The following is a 15,640-nucleotide window of genomic DNA, read 5'->3' as shown; positions in this document are numbered from 1 at the left end:
AGGAACTCCGATATGGCGAAAACAAGCGCAGTTGAAAAGAACAAGCGCCGCCGCAAGTCGGTCGCCCAGCAGGCCACCAAGCGTGCTGCACTCAAGGCGATCGTAATGAACCAGTCCCTTCCGATCGAAGACCGGTTCAAGGCCACTCTGAAGCTCGCTTCGCTGCCGCGTGACGGCTCGAAGACGCGTATCCGCAACCGCTGCGAAGTAACGGGCCGTCCGCGCGCGTTCTATCGCAAGCTCAAGATGTCGCGTATCGCGCTTCGTGAGCTGGGCAATTCCGGCAAGGTGCCGGGCATTGTCAAGTCGAGCTGGTAAGGAGACGGGCACATGACCATGACTGATCCTTTGGGTGATATGCTCACCCGCATCCGCAATGGTGCCGCTCGCCGCAAGTCTGCGGTCAGCACGCCTGCTTCCAGCCTCCGCGCACGCGTTCTCGACGTGCTGCAGGCTGAAGGCTACATTCGCGGTTATTCCAAGGTCGATTTCGAAAACGGCAAGTCCGAATTCACCATCGAACTGAAGTACTACGAAGGCGCGTCCGTGATCCGTGAGATCGGCCGCGTTTCCAAGCCGGGCCGCCGGGTTTATGTCTCGGTAAAGTCCATTCCGCAGGTCGCGAACGGCCTCGGCATCACCATCCTTTCGACCCCGAAGGGTGTGATGGCCGATCACCAGGCTCGCGAACAGAACGTTGGTGGCGAGGTTCTTTGCTCGGTCTTCTAAGATCGAGCACGGATCTCCATAACGAACAGACAGGATTGAACAATGTCTCGTATCGGTAAAAAGCCCGTTCCGGTTCCCGCAGGTGTGACGGCCAATGTCGACGGCCAGAAGGTCACTGCGAAGGGCCCGAAGGGTGAACTGTTTTTCGTCGCAAACGACGATATTCAGCTGAAACTCGAAGATAACGGCGTTTCCGTAACGCCCGCCAATGGCACCAAGGAAGCTCGTTCGAAGTGGGGCATGTCCCGCACGATGATCGAGAACATCTTCAAGGGTGTTAAGGACGGTTACGAACGCAAGCTCGAAATCAACGGCGTTGGTTATCGTGCCGCCCTGCAGGGCAAGAACCTGCAACTGGCGCTCGGTTTCTCCCACGACGTGGTTTATGAGCCGCCGGTCGGCATCACCATTGCCGTGCCGAAGCCGACGGAAATCATCGTTTCCGGTATCAACAAGCAGCAGGTCGGTCAGGTAGCCGCGGAAATCCGCGAATACCGTGGTCCCGAGCCCTACAAGGGCAAGGGCGTGAAGTACGCTGAAGAGCGTATCGTCCGCAAAGAAGGCAAGAAGAAGTAAGGATCACGCGAAATGGCTAGCAGGAAAGAAGCACTTGCACGTCGCGCGAGCCGTGTGCGCCGCCAGATCAAGGCGGTTGCCAACGGCCGCCCGCGCCTGTCGGTTCATCGCTCGTCGAAGAACATCTACGCCCAGATCATCGATGATGTTGCTGGCAAGACGCTTGCGTCTGCCTCCACGCTCGAAGCTGATCTGCGCGGCTCGCTCAAGACCGGCGCCGACGTTGCTGCGGCATCTGTCGTGGGCAAGCTGGTTGCCGAGCGCGGCGTCAAGGCTGGCGTCAAGGATGTCGTATTCGACCGAGGCGCGTTCATCTATCACGGCCGCGTCAAGGCCCTGGCAGATGCTGCCCGCGAAGGCGGTCTGAACTTCTGATTTTTTTCCGCCCGGACAACGATCCGGGCGGAATTTCACCGGGCCATGCGGATCTCCTCATCGAGGCCGCTGGTCTTTTCGTTTGCCGTTCCACCCGTAAAAGAAAAAGGACAAGGACAATGGCACAGGATAAAAGAGGTTCTCGCGAAGATCGCCAGAACCGCGAAGAGCGCGATAGCGAATTCGTCGACAAGCTGGTCGCGATCAACCGCGTTGCAAAGGTTGTTAAGGGTGGCCGTCGCTTCGGCTTCGCCGCTCTCGTCGTCGTCGGCGACCAGAAGGGCCGCGTCGGCTTCGGCCACGGCAAGGCTCGTGAAGTTCCGGAAGCGATCCGCAAGGCAACTGAAAGCGCAAAGCGCGATCTGATCTTCGTTCCGCTGCGCGATGGTCGCACGCTGCATCACGACGTCAATGGCCGTCATGGCGCCGGCAAGGTTCTGCTGCGTTCGGCCAAGGCCGGTACCGGTATCATCGCCGGTGGTCCGATGCGCGCTGTTTTCGAAACGCTGGGCGTTCATGACGTCGTTGCGAAGTCGACCGGTTCGTCGAACCCATACAACATGGTTCGCGCAACGTTCGACGCTCTGAAGCATCAGGTTCATCCGAAGGACATCGCTGCACAGCGTGGTCTGAAGTTTGCGACCCTTCAGGCTCGCCGCGCCGCGTCCGGCAACGCTTCTGAAGAATAAGGAGCTGGATCATGGCCAAGAAAACTACTGAAGCCAAGAAGACTGTTACGGTCGAACAGATCGGCAGCCCTATTCGCCGCCCGGCAATCCAGCGTCAGACGCTGGTGGGTCTGGGTCTCAACAAGATGCATCGTCAGCGCACCCTGGAAGATACTCCGGCGGTTCGTGGCATGATCCGTGCGGTCCAGCATCTCGTTCGCGTCGTTGACGAGAAGTGAGACGGAGTAACCTATCATGAAACTCAATGAAATCAGAGACAACGAAGGCTCCTCCAAGGATCGTATCCGCGTAGGTCGTGGTATCGGTTCTGGCAAGGGCAAGACCGGTGGTCGCGGTGTGAAGGGTCAGAAGGCTCGTTCGGGCGTCGCCATCAACGGCTTCGAAGGCGGTCAGATGCCTATCTACCGTCGTCTGCCGAAGCGCGGCTTTAACAACATCTTCGGTTCCGAATATGCTGTTGTGTCGCTCGGCCGCATCCAGACCGCCATCGACGCCAAGAAGCTCGACGCTTCCGCAACGATCGATGCTGCTGCTCTCAAGGCAGCCGGCGTTATCCGCCGCGTCAAGGACGGTGTACGCATCCTCGCCGACGGCGAGCTGAAGGCCAAGGTTGCCTTCGAAGTTGCCGGCGCTTCCAAGCCTGCACTCGAAAAGATTGAGAAGGCCGGCGGCTCGATCAAGCTTCTCGTGGTTGCAGCCGAAGCTTCCGAGTAATATATAGACTTCAGGCGCCCGGGGCTTCGTGTTCCGGGCGTCTGCGCTCCCTGGCCAATGTTGCTTTCGATCTAAATCGATTTAGAGATGCATCATGGCAAACTCTTCGCGGTGCAGCTGTTATGCGCGCCGCTTGCGGCATAAAGTGCTGCAGGGAGAGCCTCACAGTTCTTGAACTTCCGTAGGGGAGGGGATAGGACATAAAAAAACAGGGTGAGGCATGATGGCGGCGCAAAGCCGTGTTCGTCCGAAGCCCGGTTTTTGAACCGGTATCTTTTAGACCTTTCCGCATCGGCCGGTTTCGTCGGCTGGCAAGGGTCATTCGGAGAAATTTATGGCTTCCGCAGCGGAACAACTGGCTTCGAACCTGAATTTTTCGACCTTCGCTAAGGCGGAGGATCTGAAAAAGCGTCTCTGGTTTACTCTTGCCGCACTTCTCGTCTACCGTCTTGGCACCCATATTCCGCTTCCGGGCCTGAACCCAGAAGCCTATGCGCAGGCCTTCCAGGGCCAGGCCAACGGCATTCTCGGTCTTTTCAACATGTTTGCGGGTGGTGCTGTCGAGCGTATGGCGATCTTCGCCCTCGGCATCATGCCTTACATCTCCGCTTCGATCATCGTGCAGCTCATGACCTCTGTCGTGCCCTCGCTCGAAGCGTTGAAGAAGGAAGGCGAAGCCGGCCGCAAGATCATCAACCAGTACACCCGCTACGGTACGGTGCTGCTCGGCACGCTGCAGGCCTATGGCATTGCGGTCGGCCTTGAAAGCGGCAACGGCCTCGTGGTCGATCCGGGCTGGTTCTTCCGCGTTTCCACTGTCATCACGCTGCTTGGCGGCACGATGTTCCTGATGTGGCTCGGTGAACAGATCACCTCGCGTGGTATCGGCAACGGTATTTCGCTGATCATCTTTGCAGGCATTGCCGCAGGTCTGCCCAAGGCGCTTGCCGGCACGCTGGAACTCGGCCGCACCGGTGCGCTTTCGACCCCGCTTATCCTTATGGTCGTCCTTGTCGCCATCGGCGTCATCGCGCTTATCGTCTTTGTGGAGCGCGCCCAGCGTCGTCTGCTGATACAATATCCGAAGCGACAGGTTGGCAACCGGATGTTCCAGGGCGATACCTCGCATCTGCCGCTGAAGCTCAATACGGCCGGCGTCATTCCCGCGATCTTCGCATCCTCGCTGCTGCTTCTGCCGGCGACGGCTGCCGGTTTTGCCGGAAACACCAATCTGCCATCCTGGGCGACCGCGATCATCGCGTCGCTGCAGCATGGGCAGCCGTTGTTCATGGCGCTCTACGGCCTGCTAATCGCGTTTTTCGCGTTTTTCTACACGGCTATCGTCTTCAATCCGAAGGACACGGCCGATAACCTCAAGAAGCACGGTGGCTTCATTCCGGGCATTCGTCCGGGTGACCGCACCGCGGAGTACATCGATTACGTCCTGACCCGCATCACGGTGGTCGGCGCGATTTATCTGGTCTTCGTGTGTATCCTTCCTGAGACACTTATCGCACGCACGGGCATTCCATTAGCCCTTGGTGGTACTTCGCTTTTGATCGTTGTCAGTGTAACTCTGGACACGGTTGCGCAAATTCAGGGTCACCTGATCGCGCAGCAATATGAAGGGCTGATCAAGAAGTCGAAGTTGCGTGGAGGAAAGAGGGGACGATGAGACTGATATTTTTGGGTCCGCCGGGTGCGGGCAAGGGAACCCAGGCCAAGCGGCTGACTGACAAGTACGGGATCCCGCAGCTTTCCACCGGTGACATGCTTCGCGCTGCGGTCAGCGCGGGCACCGAAATCGGCAAGCGCGCCAAGGCCGTCATGGACGCCGGCGGGCTGGTGTCCGACGATATCGTCAATCAGATCGTTTCCGAACGCATCGAGGCGCCTGACTGTGCCAAGGGCTTTATTCTCGACGGCTATCCGCGCACCGTTCCGCAGGCCAAGGCGCTTGCCGAGAACATGCGCAAGAAGAATCTTGCCCTAGATGCCGTCATTGAACTGAAGGTGGACGAAGAGGCGTTGATTCGCCGAATCGAAAACCGCGTCGCAGAAACCATCGCCGCCGGCGGTACGGTTCGTTCGGATGACAATCCGGAAGCCTTCCGCAAGCGGCTGACGGAATATCGCGAGAAGACCGCGCCCCTGTCGAATTATTACAGCGAACAGGGTGAGCTTGTGACGCTGGATGGCATGGCGGATGTCGATGCCGTGACCGAGGCTATTGAAAACGTCCTCGAGAAAGCTTCAGTCTGACGGCTGGGGCGGGGTGGCAAAATCTGCTGGCGATTTTCGCCCGATTTGCCGCTCTCATGATTTAGCTCGTCCTTTGGATAGCAAAAGAATCTTGGCGGAGCCGGTTGCTTTTTTGCGCTGATTCCGTTAAACACCGCGCCAACTCGCGACATCCCAAGCGACTGGCGCGGATTTCCCTCAGGGAAGGGAGATCCGGGTTCGGTCGTTTTGACCTGTCACGGACATCAATTTTGAACTGGCGGCCCTGTTGGTCGCTCGACTGGAATCACCACTTGCCGGATGGCAACTGGAACCAAGGAGAAAAGACGTGGCACGTATCGCTGGCGTCAACATCCCGACTGCGAAGCGCGTTGTTATTGCGCTGACCTACATTCACGGGATTGGTCCGAAATTCGCGCAGGAAATCATGGACAAGGTCGGTCTTCCGGCTGACAAGCGCGTTCATCAGCTGACGGATGCTGAAGTTCTTCAGATCCGCGAAGCCATCGACCGCGACTATCAGGTTGAGGGTGATCTTCGTCGCGACACGTCGATGAACATCAAGCGTTTGATGGACCTCGGCTGCTACCGCGGCCTGCGTCACCGTCGTGGCCTTCCGGTCCGCGGTCAGCGCACGCACACCAACGCCCGCACCCGCAAGGGTCCGGCGAAGGCTATCGCTGGTAAGAAGAAGTAATTTTCCGGTTCTCCGGAAAGGGGAGGCTGGTGCAGTCCGCGCCAGCCTTTCTGAGTTTGGCGAAAAGCTCGAATACGGGCTGATTGCCGGTGTAGCCGCTGGTGTTACGGCGGTGAAGAGATCAATGAAAGGTATAACATGGCCAAGGAAGCCGCACGCGTCCGTCGTCGCGAACGCAAAAATATCACGTCGGGCGTTGCGCACGTCAACTCGACCTTCAACAACACGATGATCACCATCACCGACGCACAGGGCAATGCTATTGCCTGGTCGTCCGCTGGTGCCAAGGGCTTCAAGGGTTCGCGCAAGTCGACCCCGTTCGCTGCCCAGATCGCTGCTGAAGATTGCGCGAAGAAGGCTCAGGAACACGGCATGAAGTCGCTTGAAGTTGAAGTTTGCGGTCCGGGTTCCGGTCGTGAATCGGCACTTCGCGCTCTGCAGGCTGCCGGTTTCATGATCACTTCCATTCGCGACGTGACGCCGATCCCGCACAATGGTTGCCGTCCGCGCAAGAAGCGCCGCGTCTGACGCGACCGTGGTTCGGAAATTCCGCCTTGTCCTCAGGTCAGGCGGAATTTTCGTGTATCTGGCGTGTGCGCGTCGATTTCGATCGACGGACTTGCGCTCAAGAACCCACTGATGAACCACTGAATTAGGTTCCTCTCGGTGTTTTCATGCTCGGTCCGTCACGATTGGATGGTGGCGGCGAACGGAAGGTTTAAAGATGATTCAGAAGAACTGGCAGGAACTTATCAAGCCGAACAAGGTCGAGTTCACCTCGTCCAGCCGCACCAAGGCAACACTGGTTGCCGAGCCGCTGGAACGTGGTTTCGGTCTTACCCTCGGCAACGCGCTGCGTCGCGTTCTGTTGTCTTCTCTGCGTGGCGCCGCTGTAACGGCCGTGCAGATCGACGGTGTCCTGCATGAATTCTCCTCCATCCCCGGCGTTCGGGAAGATGTGACGGATATCGTGCTCAACATCAAGGAAATCGCCATCAAGATGGATGGCGACGATTCCAAGCGCATGGTCGTGCGCAAGCAGGGCCCGGGTGCCGTTACCGCTGGTGATATCCAGACGGTTGGCGACATCGAGATCCTGAACCCAGACCACGTGATCTGCACGCTTGATGATGGCGCTGAAATCCGCATGGAATTCACCGTCAACAACGGCAAGGGTTACGTACCGGCTGAGCGCAACCGCGCGGAAGATGCCCCGATCGGCCTCATTCCGGTGGACAGCCTCTATTCTCCGGTCAAGAAAGTGTCCTACAAGGTGGAAAACACCCGTGAAGGCCAGGTTCTCGACTATGACAAGCTGATCATGACGATCGAGACCAACGGTTCGGTTTCCGGCGAAGACGCCGTTGCCTTCGCCGCTCGCATTCTTCAGGACCAGCTGGGCGTCTTCGTCAACTTCGACGAGCCGCAGAAGGAAGCAGAAGAAGAATCGGTTACCGAACTCGCGTTCAACCCGGCGCTTCTCAAGAAGGTCGATGAGCTCGAGCTGTCGGTTCGTTCGGCAAACTGCCTGAAGAACGACAACATCGTTTATATCGGCGACCTGATCCAGAAGACCGAGGCCGAAATGCTTCGCACGCCGAACTTCGGTCGCAAGTCGCTGAACGAAATCAAGGAAGTTCTCGCTTCCATGGGTCTGCACCTCGGCATGGAAGTGCCGGCATGGCCGCCAGAGAACATCGAAGATCTCGCAAAGCGTTACGAAGACCAGTACTAACAATCAAAAAGGCAGACCCTTTAAAGACTGCCTTTCCCCGTCAAACAGCAGATAAGTCATCTGCATGTGCCAGGAAACGGCAGGTCCGCACAGGAAACCTGCACTAAAGGAGAATAGCAATGCGCCACGGAAATTCAGGCCGCAAGCTCAATAGAACCGCCAGCCACCGCAAGGCAATGTTTGCCAACATGGCTGCTTCGCTCATCACCCATGAGCAGATCGTCACCACCCTTCCGAAGGCGAAGGAAATCCGTCCGATCGTCGAGCGTCTCGTGACCCTCGGCAAGCGCGGCGACCTGCACGCTCGTCGTCAGGCGATCTCGCAGATCAAGGAGCAGGACGCCGTTCGCAAGCTGTTCGACGCGATCGCTTCGCGTTACGCAACCCGCAACGGCGGCTACCTGCGTATCATGAAGGCCGGCTACCGCCAGGGCGACAACGCGGCTCTCGCCGTCGTTGAATTCGTCGAGCGCGACGTTGATGCCAAGGGCGCAGCCGACAAGGCTCGCGTTGCTGCAGAAGCTGCTGCTGCCGAAGCAGCATAAGGTTTGACGCCGTTCAGGCGTCGTGAATTAAAGAGCCGGGTGAGAGATCACCCGGCTTTTTGTTTTCCAAAGGAATAGTCATGAGCGACGCAGATAGTAACCGTCAGTGCCGTCGTCACTTTCTATCAACTCGATGGTCCGATTGAGAAGCCATCTAATTCCCTTGCCTCCGGCACCAAATTCAGCATTGGACGTGTTCCAAAGATCTTCAATCAAGCTATCTGAAACGTCAGAGCGCAACAGGGACGCCAAGAAGGTATTTAGTTCATTCCGCTCCTTTTTGGTTAAGTGATACAAACCTAAAAGTAAGACGCCATCCAAGCTTTCGAACATTTCGAAGTCTTGGATCATGTAGCCTGTAAATTTCAGGAAAACGGGCGCGGGTGTAATGCTCTTCTTCATGATGTCGTCTTGCCTCTCTCGCAGAGAAGCTCATCGTTTCTCCGACCATATCGTCGTAGCAAGTGTCTCGATGACATTTATGACAAGAGATTTCCGAACGTCTTTGGCTCCCTCTTCACTCCGGAATGTAAATACGAGCCTTGATGTGTTTGAGGTGTGCGACAATCGTGAAGGTCATGATGACCAGCAGCGACCACGAGCTCCATTTCCCGATATGAACGACGGACCAGGCGCCGAGCTGGTCGGGATATTTCCAGATGCCGAAGAAGGTGGAGATATTTTCCGCCAGCCAGACGAAAAATCCTATGAGGACGAATGAGAGAAGCAATGGCATCTTTCGGTCGCGGTCATAGGGGCGGTAAATCACCGTTGCGCGGGAGTAGAGCCCGACGGCGCAGGCGGCGATGTACCAGCGGTAGTCGCCGATGAAGTGGTGGGTGAAGAAGTTGGCGTAGATGGCGATGCCGATCAGGGTCGCCATCCAGTAGGTGGGATAGTGGCGAATGCGCACATCCAGCAGCCGCCACGCCTGAATGATGTAGCTGCCGACCGCGGCATACATGAAGCCGGAAAACAGCGGTACGCCGAAAACTTTGCTATAGGCGAAATCCGGATAGGACCATGACTGGATGGCGCTCGATGTCTTGAACACCTCCAGTGCGAAGCCGACGATATGGAACAGCAGGATGGCCTTGGCCTCGTCAAGCGTTTCGAGCCTGCTCCAGATCATGAAGAACTGGATGCTGAGTGCAATGATCAGCAGCACGTCATAACGGGGAATGCCGAGCACTCCGCCATGCGGCACCACAAAGATGGAGAGGAAGAACAAGCCGGCGAACATGCAGGCGCGGGCTTCCTTGATGCCGAAATACAGAAACTCGACGATAAAACGCCTGATGCCCTTGAGTTCGCCCCAGGGATAGGTATCGCAGAGCAGATTGTCCAAGACGGAGAGGCGGCTTGCGGCCGGGCTTGTTCCTGTGCTCATTTCCGTCCCCGATCTCAGTTCGTCACCTTTCATACGAAAACCCGAAGGAACCCGTATGGGCCTGCCACACGTATCCCCATCTTATTTCTCCCGCAGCGGGTTTCTGGCGGGGGCGATGACGGTGGTCGTCTGTGGCCTTTGCCTGCGGGCTTTCGGTTACGACGTGGGACTGCCGTTCGTGGCGGTAAAATATGGCGGATCCGTGCTTTGGGGAGCGATGGTCTATCTGCTGCTGGCAGCCTTCTTTCCATCCCGCTGGAATGGCTATGAGGTCCACATCGCCATTCTTGCCGTTGTTCTCGTGGAACTCATCCGACTTGTTCATTTCCCGGCGCTGGATGCGTTTCGTGCGACGACGGCCGGCGCCTTGCTGCTCGGCCGTGTTTTTTCGCTGTGGAATATAGTCTGTTATATCGCTGGAATTGGTGCTGCCGCCATTATGGCCGGACGGGTCTCGCGCGTTTGGCTCTCTTCATCGACATGATCGAGGGCCGCACCAGCCGATAGCCGAGCAGGATCACCATCGTGCTGATATAAAACACCGGTTCCAGCGTGATCGACTTTCGCGCCAGCACAAAATGCAGCACGCCGACGATGAGTACGAGATAAACGAGCTTGTGCAACGTGTTCCAGCGGCTGCCGAGCTTGCGGATCGACCAGCGGTTGGAGGTGAGCGCAAGGGGCAAGAGCATGACAAGCCCGGCCATGCCGAGCATGATATAGGGGCGTTTGAGAATATCTCCGGCGATGGAGCTGACGATCAGGCCGCGATCCAGCACCAGATAGACGGTGAAATGCGCCAGCACGTAATAAAAGGCGATCAAGCCCAGCGCCCGGCGATAGGCGATGAGGTTGATGTTGAAGAGGTCGCGCAGCGGCGTCACCAGCAGGCCAAGGCAGAGAAAGCGCAGCGCCCAGATGCCGAGCAGGTGCTCGAAATCCTTGACCGGATTAAAGCCGAGGCCGCCGGTTGCGGCGAGATAGAAATACCAGAGGCCCGGACAGAGGCCGATCACGTAAAGCGACCAGATGGCCGCCGGCTGGTAACGCTTTGGCAGCGATGGAAGCGGAAGGGCGAAGGCCATGGTCAATAATTCGCTTTCAGGTCCATTCCGGTATAAAGGCTTGCCACCTCGTCATAACCGTTGAACATCAGGGTAGGGCGGTTCTGGGTGCCGAAAAAGCCGCCTTCGCCGATCCGTTGTTCCGTCGCCTGGCTCCATCGTGGGTGGTCAACCTTCGGGTTCACATTGGAATAAAAGCCATATTCGCGGGCATTGGAGTTTTTCCACGTCGTTTCCGGCTGTTTCTCAACGAGCGAAATGCGCACGATGGATTTGATGCCCTTGAAACCGTATTTCCACGGCACGACGAGGCGGATCGGCGCGCCGTTCTGGTTCGGCAGCGTTTCTCCGTAAAGGCCGACAGCGAGAATGGTCAGCGGATGGCGTGCTTCATCGAGGCGAAGCCCCTCGACATAGGGCCAGGAAAGAGGCTGGAACAGACCGCTTTGTCCCGGCATTTCGTCCGGCCGCACCACGGTTTCGAAAGCGACATATTTCGCGCTGCCAAGCGGCTCCACCTTGTCGAGCAGAGCGGCGAGCGGGAAGCCGATCCAAGGAATGACCATCGACCAGCCTTCGACGCAGCGCATGCGATAGGTGCGCTCCTCCAGCGGATGTTTCATCAGCTCTTCAATGCCGAATTCCTGCGGTTTGGAGACGAGGCCGTCTACCTTTACCGTCCAAGGGGTAGGCTTGAACTTGCCGGAATTTTCCTTCGGGTCGGATTTTCCGACGCCGAATTCGTAGAAATTATTGTAGCTGGTGACGGCGTCGAGCGGGGTGAGCTTTTCATCCAGCTTGTAGGCACCGGGTTTTGCGGAAAGAGGTGCGGCGATCGCTTCGCGACCCGTAAGCCCAATTGCCGCAAGTCCAGCCGCCGTGCCGAGAAAGCCGCGTCGGGACAGGTAAATATTCTTCGGCGTGATTTCACTTGCCGAGATGAGGGGCGGGCGATAGGCGGGCATTTCAACCTCCACAAAAGCCGGGTGCATCGGCGATAAATCGATTATGATAGCCAATACGACCACTGCACAGATATGTTTCAGCGCGGTGCGGAAAAACAACGGCCGCACAGTGAAAATCGCGCATTTGTGATGAGCCAGTGCCAGATTGGCGGCTGTAGATGAAGCGTACCGTACCGAACCGTACTGTTTTGCCCGAAGGTGACAGTGACAGGGCTTGCGGTTTGCGCTAGAAAAACCGCAAAATAGGGCAGGGGCCGTTTTGACCGCGCTGCGGAAGACGGCTCTTCTGTCCGAGAGATCGAGGAAAACACCATGCCAGCCTATCGCTCCAGAACGACAACCCACGGCCGCAACATGGCGGGCGCGCGCGGCCTTTGGCGCGCCACCGGCATGAAGGACAGCGATTTCGGCAAGCCGATCATCGCGGTGGTCAACTCTTTCACGCAGTTCGTGCCGGGCCATGTGCATCTGAAAGATCTCGGCCAGCTTGTCGCCCGCGAAATCGAGGCGGCGGGTGGCGTGGCCAAGGAATTCAACACTATCGCGGTGGATGACGGCATCGCCATGGGCCATGACGGCATGCTGTATTCGCTGCCGTCGCGCGAGATCATCGCGGATTCGGTGGAATATATGGTCAATGCCCATTGCGCCGATGCGATGGTGTGCATTTCCAACTGTGACAAGATCACGCCCGGCATGCTGAATGCGGCGATGCGCCTCAACATTCCCGCGGTCTTCGTGTCCGGCGGCCCGATGGAAGCGGGCAAGGTGGTTCTGCATGGCAAGACGGTTGCGCTCGATCTGGTCGACGCTATGGTGGCTGCGGCCGACGACAAGATTTCCGATGAGGACGTCAAGATCATCGAACGTTCCGCCTGCCCGACCTGCGGTTCCTGTTCCGGCATGTTCACCGCCAATTCGATGAACTGTCTGACCGAGGCGCTGGGTCTGTCGCTGCCCGGCAACGGCTCGACGCTTGCCACCCACTCGGATCGCAAGCGTCTGTTCGTCGAGGCTGGTCATCTGATCGTCGATCTGGCCCGCCGTTATTACGAGCAGGACGACGAGACCGTTTTGCCGCGCACAATCGCCAACAAGGCGGCGTTTGAGAACGCCATGTCGCTGGATATCGCCATGGGCGGCTCCACGAACACGGTTCTGCATATTCTGGCTGCCGCGCATGAGGGCGGCGTCGATTTCGGCATGGAGGACATCGACCGTCTTTCCCGCAAGGTTCCCTGCCTTTCCAAGGTTGCGCCTGCCAAGCAGGACGTGCACATGGAAGACGTTCACCGCGCCGGCGGCATCATGCGCATTCTCGGCGAGCTGGAGCGTGGCGGTCTCATCAATCGCGATACCTATACCGTACACGAGGCGACGCTTGGCGATGCCATCGATCGCTGGGATATTACCCGCACCAACAGCGAGACGGTTCGTGAATTCTTCAAGGCGGCCCCCGGCGGCGTGCCGACACAGGTTGCTTTCAGCCAGTCCTCGCGCTGGGACGATCTGGATACCGACAGCGACAACGGCGTCATCCGCTCGGTCGAAAAGCCATTCTCCAAGGATGGTGGTCTCGCCGTGCTTTACGGCAATATCGCGCTTGACGGCTGCATCGTGAAGACGGCGGGTGTTGATGAATCCATCCTGAAATTCAACGGTTCGGCAGTCGTTTACGAAAGCCAGGACGCGGCGGTGAAGGGCATTCTGGGCAATGAGGTCAAGGCGGGCGACGTCGTCGTCATCCGTTACGAAGGGCCGAAGGGCGGACCGGGCATGCAGGAAATGCTTTATCCGACCAGCTACCTGAAATCCAAGGGTCTTGGCAAAGCCTGCGCGCTGATCACCGACGGTCGTTTTTCCGGCGGAACGTCAGGCCTCTCCATCGGCCACGCCTCGCCGGAAGCGGCGCAGGGCGGCGCCATCGGCCTCGTTCGCCAGGGAGACCTGATCGAGATCGATATTCCGAACCGCACCATCAACCTCAAGGTCACGGATGCCGAACTGGCAGCGCGCCGCGCCGAGCAGGAAGAGCTGGGCTGGAAACCGGCGGCAACGCGCAAGCGCAATGTCACGACAGCGTTGAAGGCCTATGCCGCCTTTGCGTCGAGCGCGGACAAGGGCGCGGTTCGGATTTTGCCGGAGTAAGTTGTCGCTGACGGTTGCGAGTTGACGGGGGAAGAGCTTCTCCGTCATCCTCGCCCTTGAGGCGAGGATCTGATCACGTTTCCTCCAGTCGAGACGTCGCAGATGCTCGGGACAAGCCCGAGCATGACGTCGGGTTGTGAGCGAGATTTGAAGCCGCTCTTCCGGGGCGGCTTTTTGCTGCATGTTCCACAAATGCCAAGTCGCGGTTCAGAAACAGATTCAACTGCCTTAGAGGATGATTCCTCAAGCTCGCGCAACATGCTGTTTTGGCGTCATAAACTTGCATGTCCATGATCGCTCGTCAGAATGCGGCACGGTCACATTGGAGTGATGTTCCGCCACCGGGCCTTTTCCAGAACCCCGCGATGCCTAACTTCATCAGCATGAAAAGACGAACCGCACTCGCTCTCATTGCCTCGCTGCCTTTCGCCCCGCGTGCCCGCGCGCAAAGCTCCGGCAATACCGCCCGTTTTGATCCATTGCTGAGGGACGCGGATGCGCTTTCGAGTCTCAAGGCCGTCATCGTCAGTATTGACGGGGCTGAGGTCGCCAGCCGCGCCTATCATGGCGCGAGCCTTAACGGCTCCACCAACATCAAGTCGGCATCGAAATCGGTCATTTCGGCGCTGGTCGGCATGGCGATTGACCGGAAGATACTGTCGGGTGCCGATCAGCCGATTGCGACCATCCTGCGCAGTGAGTTTCCGCAAAACCCCGATCCACGGCTGGAGAGGGTCACCATCGGCAACCTGCTTTCAATGCAATCCGGTCTGGAGCGCATGTCCGGTCCGAATTATGGGCGCTGGGTTGCCAGCCGCAACTGGGTGCGCATGGCGCTGGGGTCCGGTTTTGCCGGAGAACCTGACGGTGGCATGCTTTATTCCACCGGTTCCACACATCTGCTTTCGGCGATATTGACCAAGGCCTCCGGCCGCTCGACGCTCTCTCTGGCGCGGGATTGGTTCCGGCCGCTCAATGGATTTGCCATTGGCGGCTGGGAGCGTGATCCGCAGGGCATCTATCTCGGCGGTAACCAGATGGCGATGACGGCGCGCTCGCTGCTGGCTTTTGGCGAGCTTTACCGACGGGGCGGGGTGACGCCTGATGGTGAGCGGCTGATATCGCAGGGGTGGATCGACCAATCCTGGCAACAGCGCACCACTTCCGTCTTCAATGGCGATGGTTATGGCTATTGCTGGTTCATCAAGGAGATGGCGGGGGAAACGGTCTATTACGCCTGGGGTTATGGCGGGCAGATGCTCTACATCGTTCCCGCCAAGCGCCTGTCCGTGGTCATAACCTCGCGTGAGGATGCGCCTTCGGCCAGAACCGGTTATCGCGATCAGCTGCACGGTCTCGTGGAGAACATTATCCGTGCAGCGTAATTGTCGCTGCATTGCTCAAAGAGGTCTGTTGATGCTCTGGAAAGCGTCGCCGAGCTTCTTCATCCGCTCGTCATAAGCGCCCGTCAGGCAGGCGACATCCGCCGCGCATTCCTGGCGTTTCTTCAGCCATTGGCTCTGCTCGTCGCGCAGCGTGTCGCGGGCGCCCATGGCCATCAGCTGGGTGAGGATGTCGAAGGTGGTGGCCATCTTCACGTCCTGGTCGTTCAGGGCGCGGTTGTCGCAGATCGCCTTTTCATCCGCCGCCAGATCGGTCTTGGTGCAATCGAAGCTGGCTGCCGAAACCGGCGAGCCGAGAGTGGAGGCGCAAAGGAGGAAGCAGGTGAAAAAAGTCTTTTTCAGATGCATGGATCGTTTCTTTCAAGGACA

At 58.1% G+C, this 15,640-nt stretch carries 21 protein-coding genes; 16 read left to right on the top strand and 5 right to left on the bottom strand.

The window, feature by feature from the left end; genetic code table 11:
- The first annotated feature begins 12 nt into the window (after window positions 1-12).
- The 13 genes from rpsN to rplQ all read left to right on the top strand — a co-directional run bounded on the left by rpsN (window position 13) and on the right by rplQ (window position 8,301).
- Window positions 13-318 carry a 30S ribosomal protein S14 gene (gene rpsN / locus AKG12_RS04045; RefSeq protein WP_003495202.1) on the top strand — a complete coding sequence of 102 codons (306 nt, stop codon included), beginning with the start codon at window positions 13-15 and terminating at the stop codon, window positions 316-318.
- A 12-nt stretch (window positions 319-330) separates the two neighbouring features.
- The gene (rpsH, locus tag AKG12_RS04040; protein ID WP_003507786.1) at window positions 331-729 is read left to right on the top strand and encodes a 30S ribosomal protein S8; all 399 of its coding nucleotides are present in this window, start codon (window positions 331-333) and stop codon (window positions 727-729) included.
- 42 nt (window positions 730-771) lie between these two features.
- Window positions 772-1,305: a 50S ribosomal protein L6 gene (gene rplF / locus AKG12_RS04035; RefSeq protein WP_006313979.1), complete on the top strand. Its 534-nt coding sequence runs from the start codon at window positions 772-774 to the stop codon at window positions 1,303-1,305.
- Window positions 1,306-1,317: 12 nt separating this feature from the next.
- Window positions 1,318-1,680, top strand: a complete 363-nt coding sequence (gene rplR, locus AKG12_RS04030; protein WP_046798170.1) for a 50S ribosomal protein L18 — start codon at window positions 1,318-1,320, stop codon at window positions 1,678-1,680.
- A 119-nt stretch (window positions 1,681-1,799) separates the two neighbouring features.
- Complete coding sequence (gene rpsE / locus AKG12_RS04025; RefSeq protein WP_046798171.1) at window positions 1,800-2,369, top strand: 30S ribosomal protein S5; 570 nt, start codon at window positions 1,800-1,802, stop codon at window positions 2,367-2,369.
- 11 nt (window positions 2,370-2,380) lie between these two features.
- Window positions 2,381-2,587 (top strand): 50S ribosomal protein L30, encoded by a 207-nt coding sequence (rpmD, locus tag AKG12_RS04020; RefSeq protein WP_003495212.1) that lies wholly within the window; start codon window positions 2,381-2,383, stop codon window positions 2,585-2,587.
- Window positions 2,588-2,603: 16 nt separating this feature from the next.
- A complete protein-coding gene (gene rplO / locus AKG12_RS04015; protein ID WP_046798172.1) occupies window positions 2,604-3,083 on the top strand; it encodes a 50S ribosomal protein L15 in 480 nt (159 codons plus the stop codon).
- 334 nt (window positions 3,084-3,417) lie between these two features.
- Window positions 3,418-4,758: a preprotein translocase subunit SecY gene (secY, locus tag AKG12_RS04010; protein WP_046798173.1), complete on the top strand. Its 1,341-nt coding sequence runs from the start codon at window positions 3,418-3,420 to the stop codon at window positions 4,756-4,758.
- Window positions 4,755-5,345, top strand: coding sequence for an adenylate kinase (locus AKG12_RS04005; RefSeq protein ID WP_046798174.1), 591 nt, complete (start codon window positions 4,755-4,757; stop codon window positions 5,343-5,345). Before secY ends, AKG12_RS04005 begins: the two co-directional genes overlap by 4 nt.
- Before the next feature lie 307 nt (window positions 5,346-5,652).
- The gene (gene rpsM / locus AKG12_RS04000) at window positions 5,653-6,021 is read left to right on the top strand and encodes a 30S ribosomal protein S13 (RefSeq protein ID WP_003507791.1); all 369 of its coding nucleotides are present in this window, start codon (window positions 5,653-5,655) and stop codon (window positions 6,019-6,021) included.
- Window positions 6,022-6,159: 138 nt separating this feature from the next.
- Window positions 6,160-6,549, top strand: a complete 390-nt coding sequence (gene rpsK / locus AKG12_RS03995) for a 30S ribosomal protein S11 (RefSeq protein WP_003495225.1) — start codon at window positions 6,160-6,162, stop codon at window positions 6,547-6,549.
- A gap of 196 nt (window positions 6,550-6,745) precedes the next feature.
- Window positions 6,746-7,756, top strand: a complete 1,011-nt coding sequence (locus AKG12_RS03990) for a DNA-directed RNA polymerase subunit alpha (RefSeq protein ID WP_003495228.1) — start codon at window positions 6,746-6,748, stop codon at window positions 7,754-7,756.
- A 119-nt stretch (window positions 7,757-7,875) separates the two neighbouring features.
- On the top strand, window positions 7,876-8,301 hold the full coding sequence (gene rplQ / locus AKG12_RS03985) for a 50S ribosomal protein L17 (protein WP_052817947.1): 426 nt from the start codon (window positions 7,876-7,878) through the stop codon (window positions 8,299-8,301).
- 78 nt (window positions 8,302-8,379) lie between these two features.
- Here the strand turns inward: rplQ and AKG12_RS03980 are convergent, their stop codons facing one another.
- Complete coding sequence (locus AKG12_RS03980) at window positions 8,380-8,703, bottom strand: hypothetical protein (protein ID WP_052817946.1); 324 nt, start codon at window positions 8,701-8,703, stop codon at window positions 8,380-8,382.
- 115 nt (window positions 8,704-8,818) lie between these two features.
- On the bottom strand, window positions 8,819-9,691 hold the full coding sequence (locus AKG12_RS03975) for a DUF817 domain-containing protein (protein WP_052817945.1): 873 nt from the start codon (window positions 9,689-9,691) through the stop codon (window positions 8,819-8,821).
- Between the two features lie 55 nt (window positions 9,692-9,746).
- On the opposite strand from AKG12_RS03975, the gene AKG12_RS03970 reads away from it, so the two are divergent.
- On the top strand, window positions 9,747-10,175 hold the full coding sequence (locus AKG12_RS03970) for a ribosomal maturation YjgA family protein (RefSeq protein ID WP_052817944.1): 429 nt from the start codon (window positions 9,747-9,749) through the stop codon (window positions 10,173-10,175).
- On the opposite strand, the gene msrQ is transcribed toward AKG12_RS03970, so the two are convergent.
- Together msrQ and msrP are read right to left on the bottom strand one after the other, a co-directional pair.
- Window positions 10,129-10,776, bottom strand: coding sequence for a protein-methionine-sulfoxide reductase heme-binding subunit MsrQ (msrQ, locus tag AKG12_RS03965; RefSeq protein ID WP_046798177.1), 648 nt, complete (start codon window positions 10,774-10,776; stop codon window positions 10,129-10,131). The genes AKG12_RS03970 and msrQ overlap by 47 nt on opposite strands.
- A 2-nt stretch (window positions 10,777-10,778) precedes the next feature.
- Entirely contained in the window at window positions 10,779-11,720 is a 942-nt protein-coding gene (gene msrP, locus AKG12_RS03960; RefSeq protein ID WP_052817943.1) for a protein-methionine-sulfoxide reductase catalytic subunit MsrP, read from the bottom strand.
- 312 nt (window positions 11,721-12,032) lie between these two features.
- On the opposite strand from msrP, the gene ilvD reads away from it, so the two are divergent.
- Window positions 12,033-13,868 (top strand): dihydroxy-acid dehydratase, encoded by a 1,836-nt coding sequence (gene ilvD, locus AKG12_RS03955; RefSeq protein WP_052817942.1) that lies wholly within the window; start codon window positions 12,033-12,035, stop codon window positions 13,866-13,868.
- 383 nt (window positions 13,869-14,251) lie between these two features.
- On the top strand, window positions 14,252-15,253 hold the full coding sequence (locus AKG12_RS03950; RefSeq protein WP_052818343.1) for a serine hydrolase domain-containing protein: 1,002 nt from the start codon (window positions 14,252-14,254) through the stop codon (window positions 15,251-15,253).
- 15 nt (window positions 15,254-15,268) lie between these two features.
- Here AKG12_RS03950 and AKG12_RS03945 read toward each other — a convergent pair whose 3' ends face one another.
- Window positions 15,269-15,619: a lysozyme inhibitor LprI family protein gene (locus AKG12_RS03945; protein ID WP_052817941.1), complete on the bottom strand. Its 351-nt coding sequence runs from the start codon at window positions 15,617-15,619 to the stop codon at window positions 15,269-15,271.
- Between the last annotated feature and the right edge of the window lie 21 nt (window positions 15,620-15,640).

This window comes from Agrobacterium sp. SUL3, assembly GCF_001263295.1.
Taxonomy (GTDB): domain Bacteria; phylum Pseudomonadota; class Alphaproteobacteria; order Rhizobiales; family Rhizobiaceae; genus Agrobacterium; species Agrobacterium tomkonis.
Note: the sequence above shows the minus strand (reverse complement) of the source record. Positions and strands in the feature narration are given on the sequence as shown.

Bases quoted from the DNA above. Each gene is read 5' to 3' on its own strand.
- msrQ (WP_046798177.1), bottom strand. From the start codon at position 10,776: ATGGCCTTCGCCCTTCCGCTTCCATCGCTGCCAAAGCGTTACCAGCCG.
- rpsK (WP_003495225.1), top strand. From the start codon at position 6,160: ATGGCCAAGGAAGCCGCACGCGTCCGTCGTCGCGAACGCAAAAATATC.
- rpsN (WP_003495202.1), top strand. From the start codon at position 13: ATGGCGAAAACAAGCGCAGTTGAAAAGAACAAGCGCCGCCGCAAGTCG.
- rplR (WP_046798170.1), top strand. From the start codon at position 1,318: ATGGCTAGCAGGAAAGAAGCACTTGCACGTCGCGCGAGCCGTGTGCGC.
- msrP (WP_052817943.1), bottom strand. From the start codon at position 11,720: ATGCCCGCCTATCGCCCGCCCCTCATCTCGGCAAGTGAAATCACGCCG.
- ilvD (WP_052817942.1), top strand. From the start codon at position 12,033: ATGCCAGCCTATCGCTCCAGAACGACAACCCACGGCCGCAACATGGCG.
- AKG12_RS03950 (WP_052818343.1), top strand. From the start codon at position 14,252: ATGAAAAGACGAACCGCACTCGCTCTCATTGCCTCGCTGCCTTTCGCC.
- secY (WP_046798173.1), top strand. From the start codon at position 3,418: ATGGCTTCCGCAGCGGAACAACTGGCTTCGAACCTGAATTTTTCGACC.
- AKG12_RS03990 (WP_003495228.1), top strand. From the start codon at position 6,746: ATGATTCAGAAGAACTGGCAGGAACTTATCAAGCCGAACAAGGTCGAG.
- rplQ (WP_052817947.1), top strand. From the start codon at position 7,876: ATGCGCCACGGAAATTCAGGCCGCAAGCTCAATAGAACCGCCAGCCAC.
- rpsH (WP_003507786.1), top strand. From the start codon at position 331: ATGACCATGACTGATCCTTTGGGTGATATGCTCACCCGCATCCGCAAT.
- AKG12_RS03975 (WP_052817945.1), bottom strand. From the start codon at position 9,691: ATGAGCACAGGAACAAGCCCGGCCGCAAGCCGCCTCTCCGTCTTGGAC.
- AKG12_RS03970 (WP_052817944.1), top strand. From the start codon at position 9,747: ATGGGCCTGCCACACGTATCCCCATCTTATTTCTCCCGCAGCGGGTTT.
- AKG12_RS04005 (WP_046798174.1), top strand. From the start codon at position 4,755: ATGAGACTGATATTTTTGGGTCCGCCGGGTGCGGGCAAGGGAACCCAG.
- rpsE (WP_046798171.1), top strand. From the start codon at position 1,800: ATGGCACAGGATAAAAGAGGTTCTCGCGAAGATCGCCAGAACCGCGAA.
- rpmD (WP_003495212.1), top strand. From the start codon at position 2,381: ATGGCCAAGAAAACTACTGAAGCCAAGAAGACTGTTACGGTCGAACAG.
- AKG12_RS03945 (WP_052817941.1), bottom strand. From the start codon at position 15,619: ATGCATCTGAAAAAGACTTTTTTCACCTGCTTCCTCCTTTGCGCCTCC.
- rplO (WP_046798172.1), top strand. From the start codon at position 2,604: ATGAAACTCAATGAAATCAGAGACAACGAAGGCTCCTCCAAGGATCGT.
- rplF (WP_006313979.1), top strand. From the start codon at position 772: ATGTCTCGTATCGGTAAAAAGCCCGTTCCGGTTCCCGCAGGTGTGACG.
- AKG12_RS03980 (WP_052817946.1), bottom strand. From the start codon at position 8,703: ATGAAGAAGAGCATTACACCCGCGCCCGTTTTCCTGAAATTTACAGGC.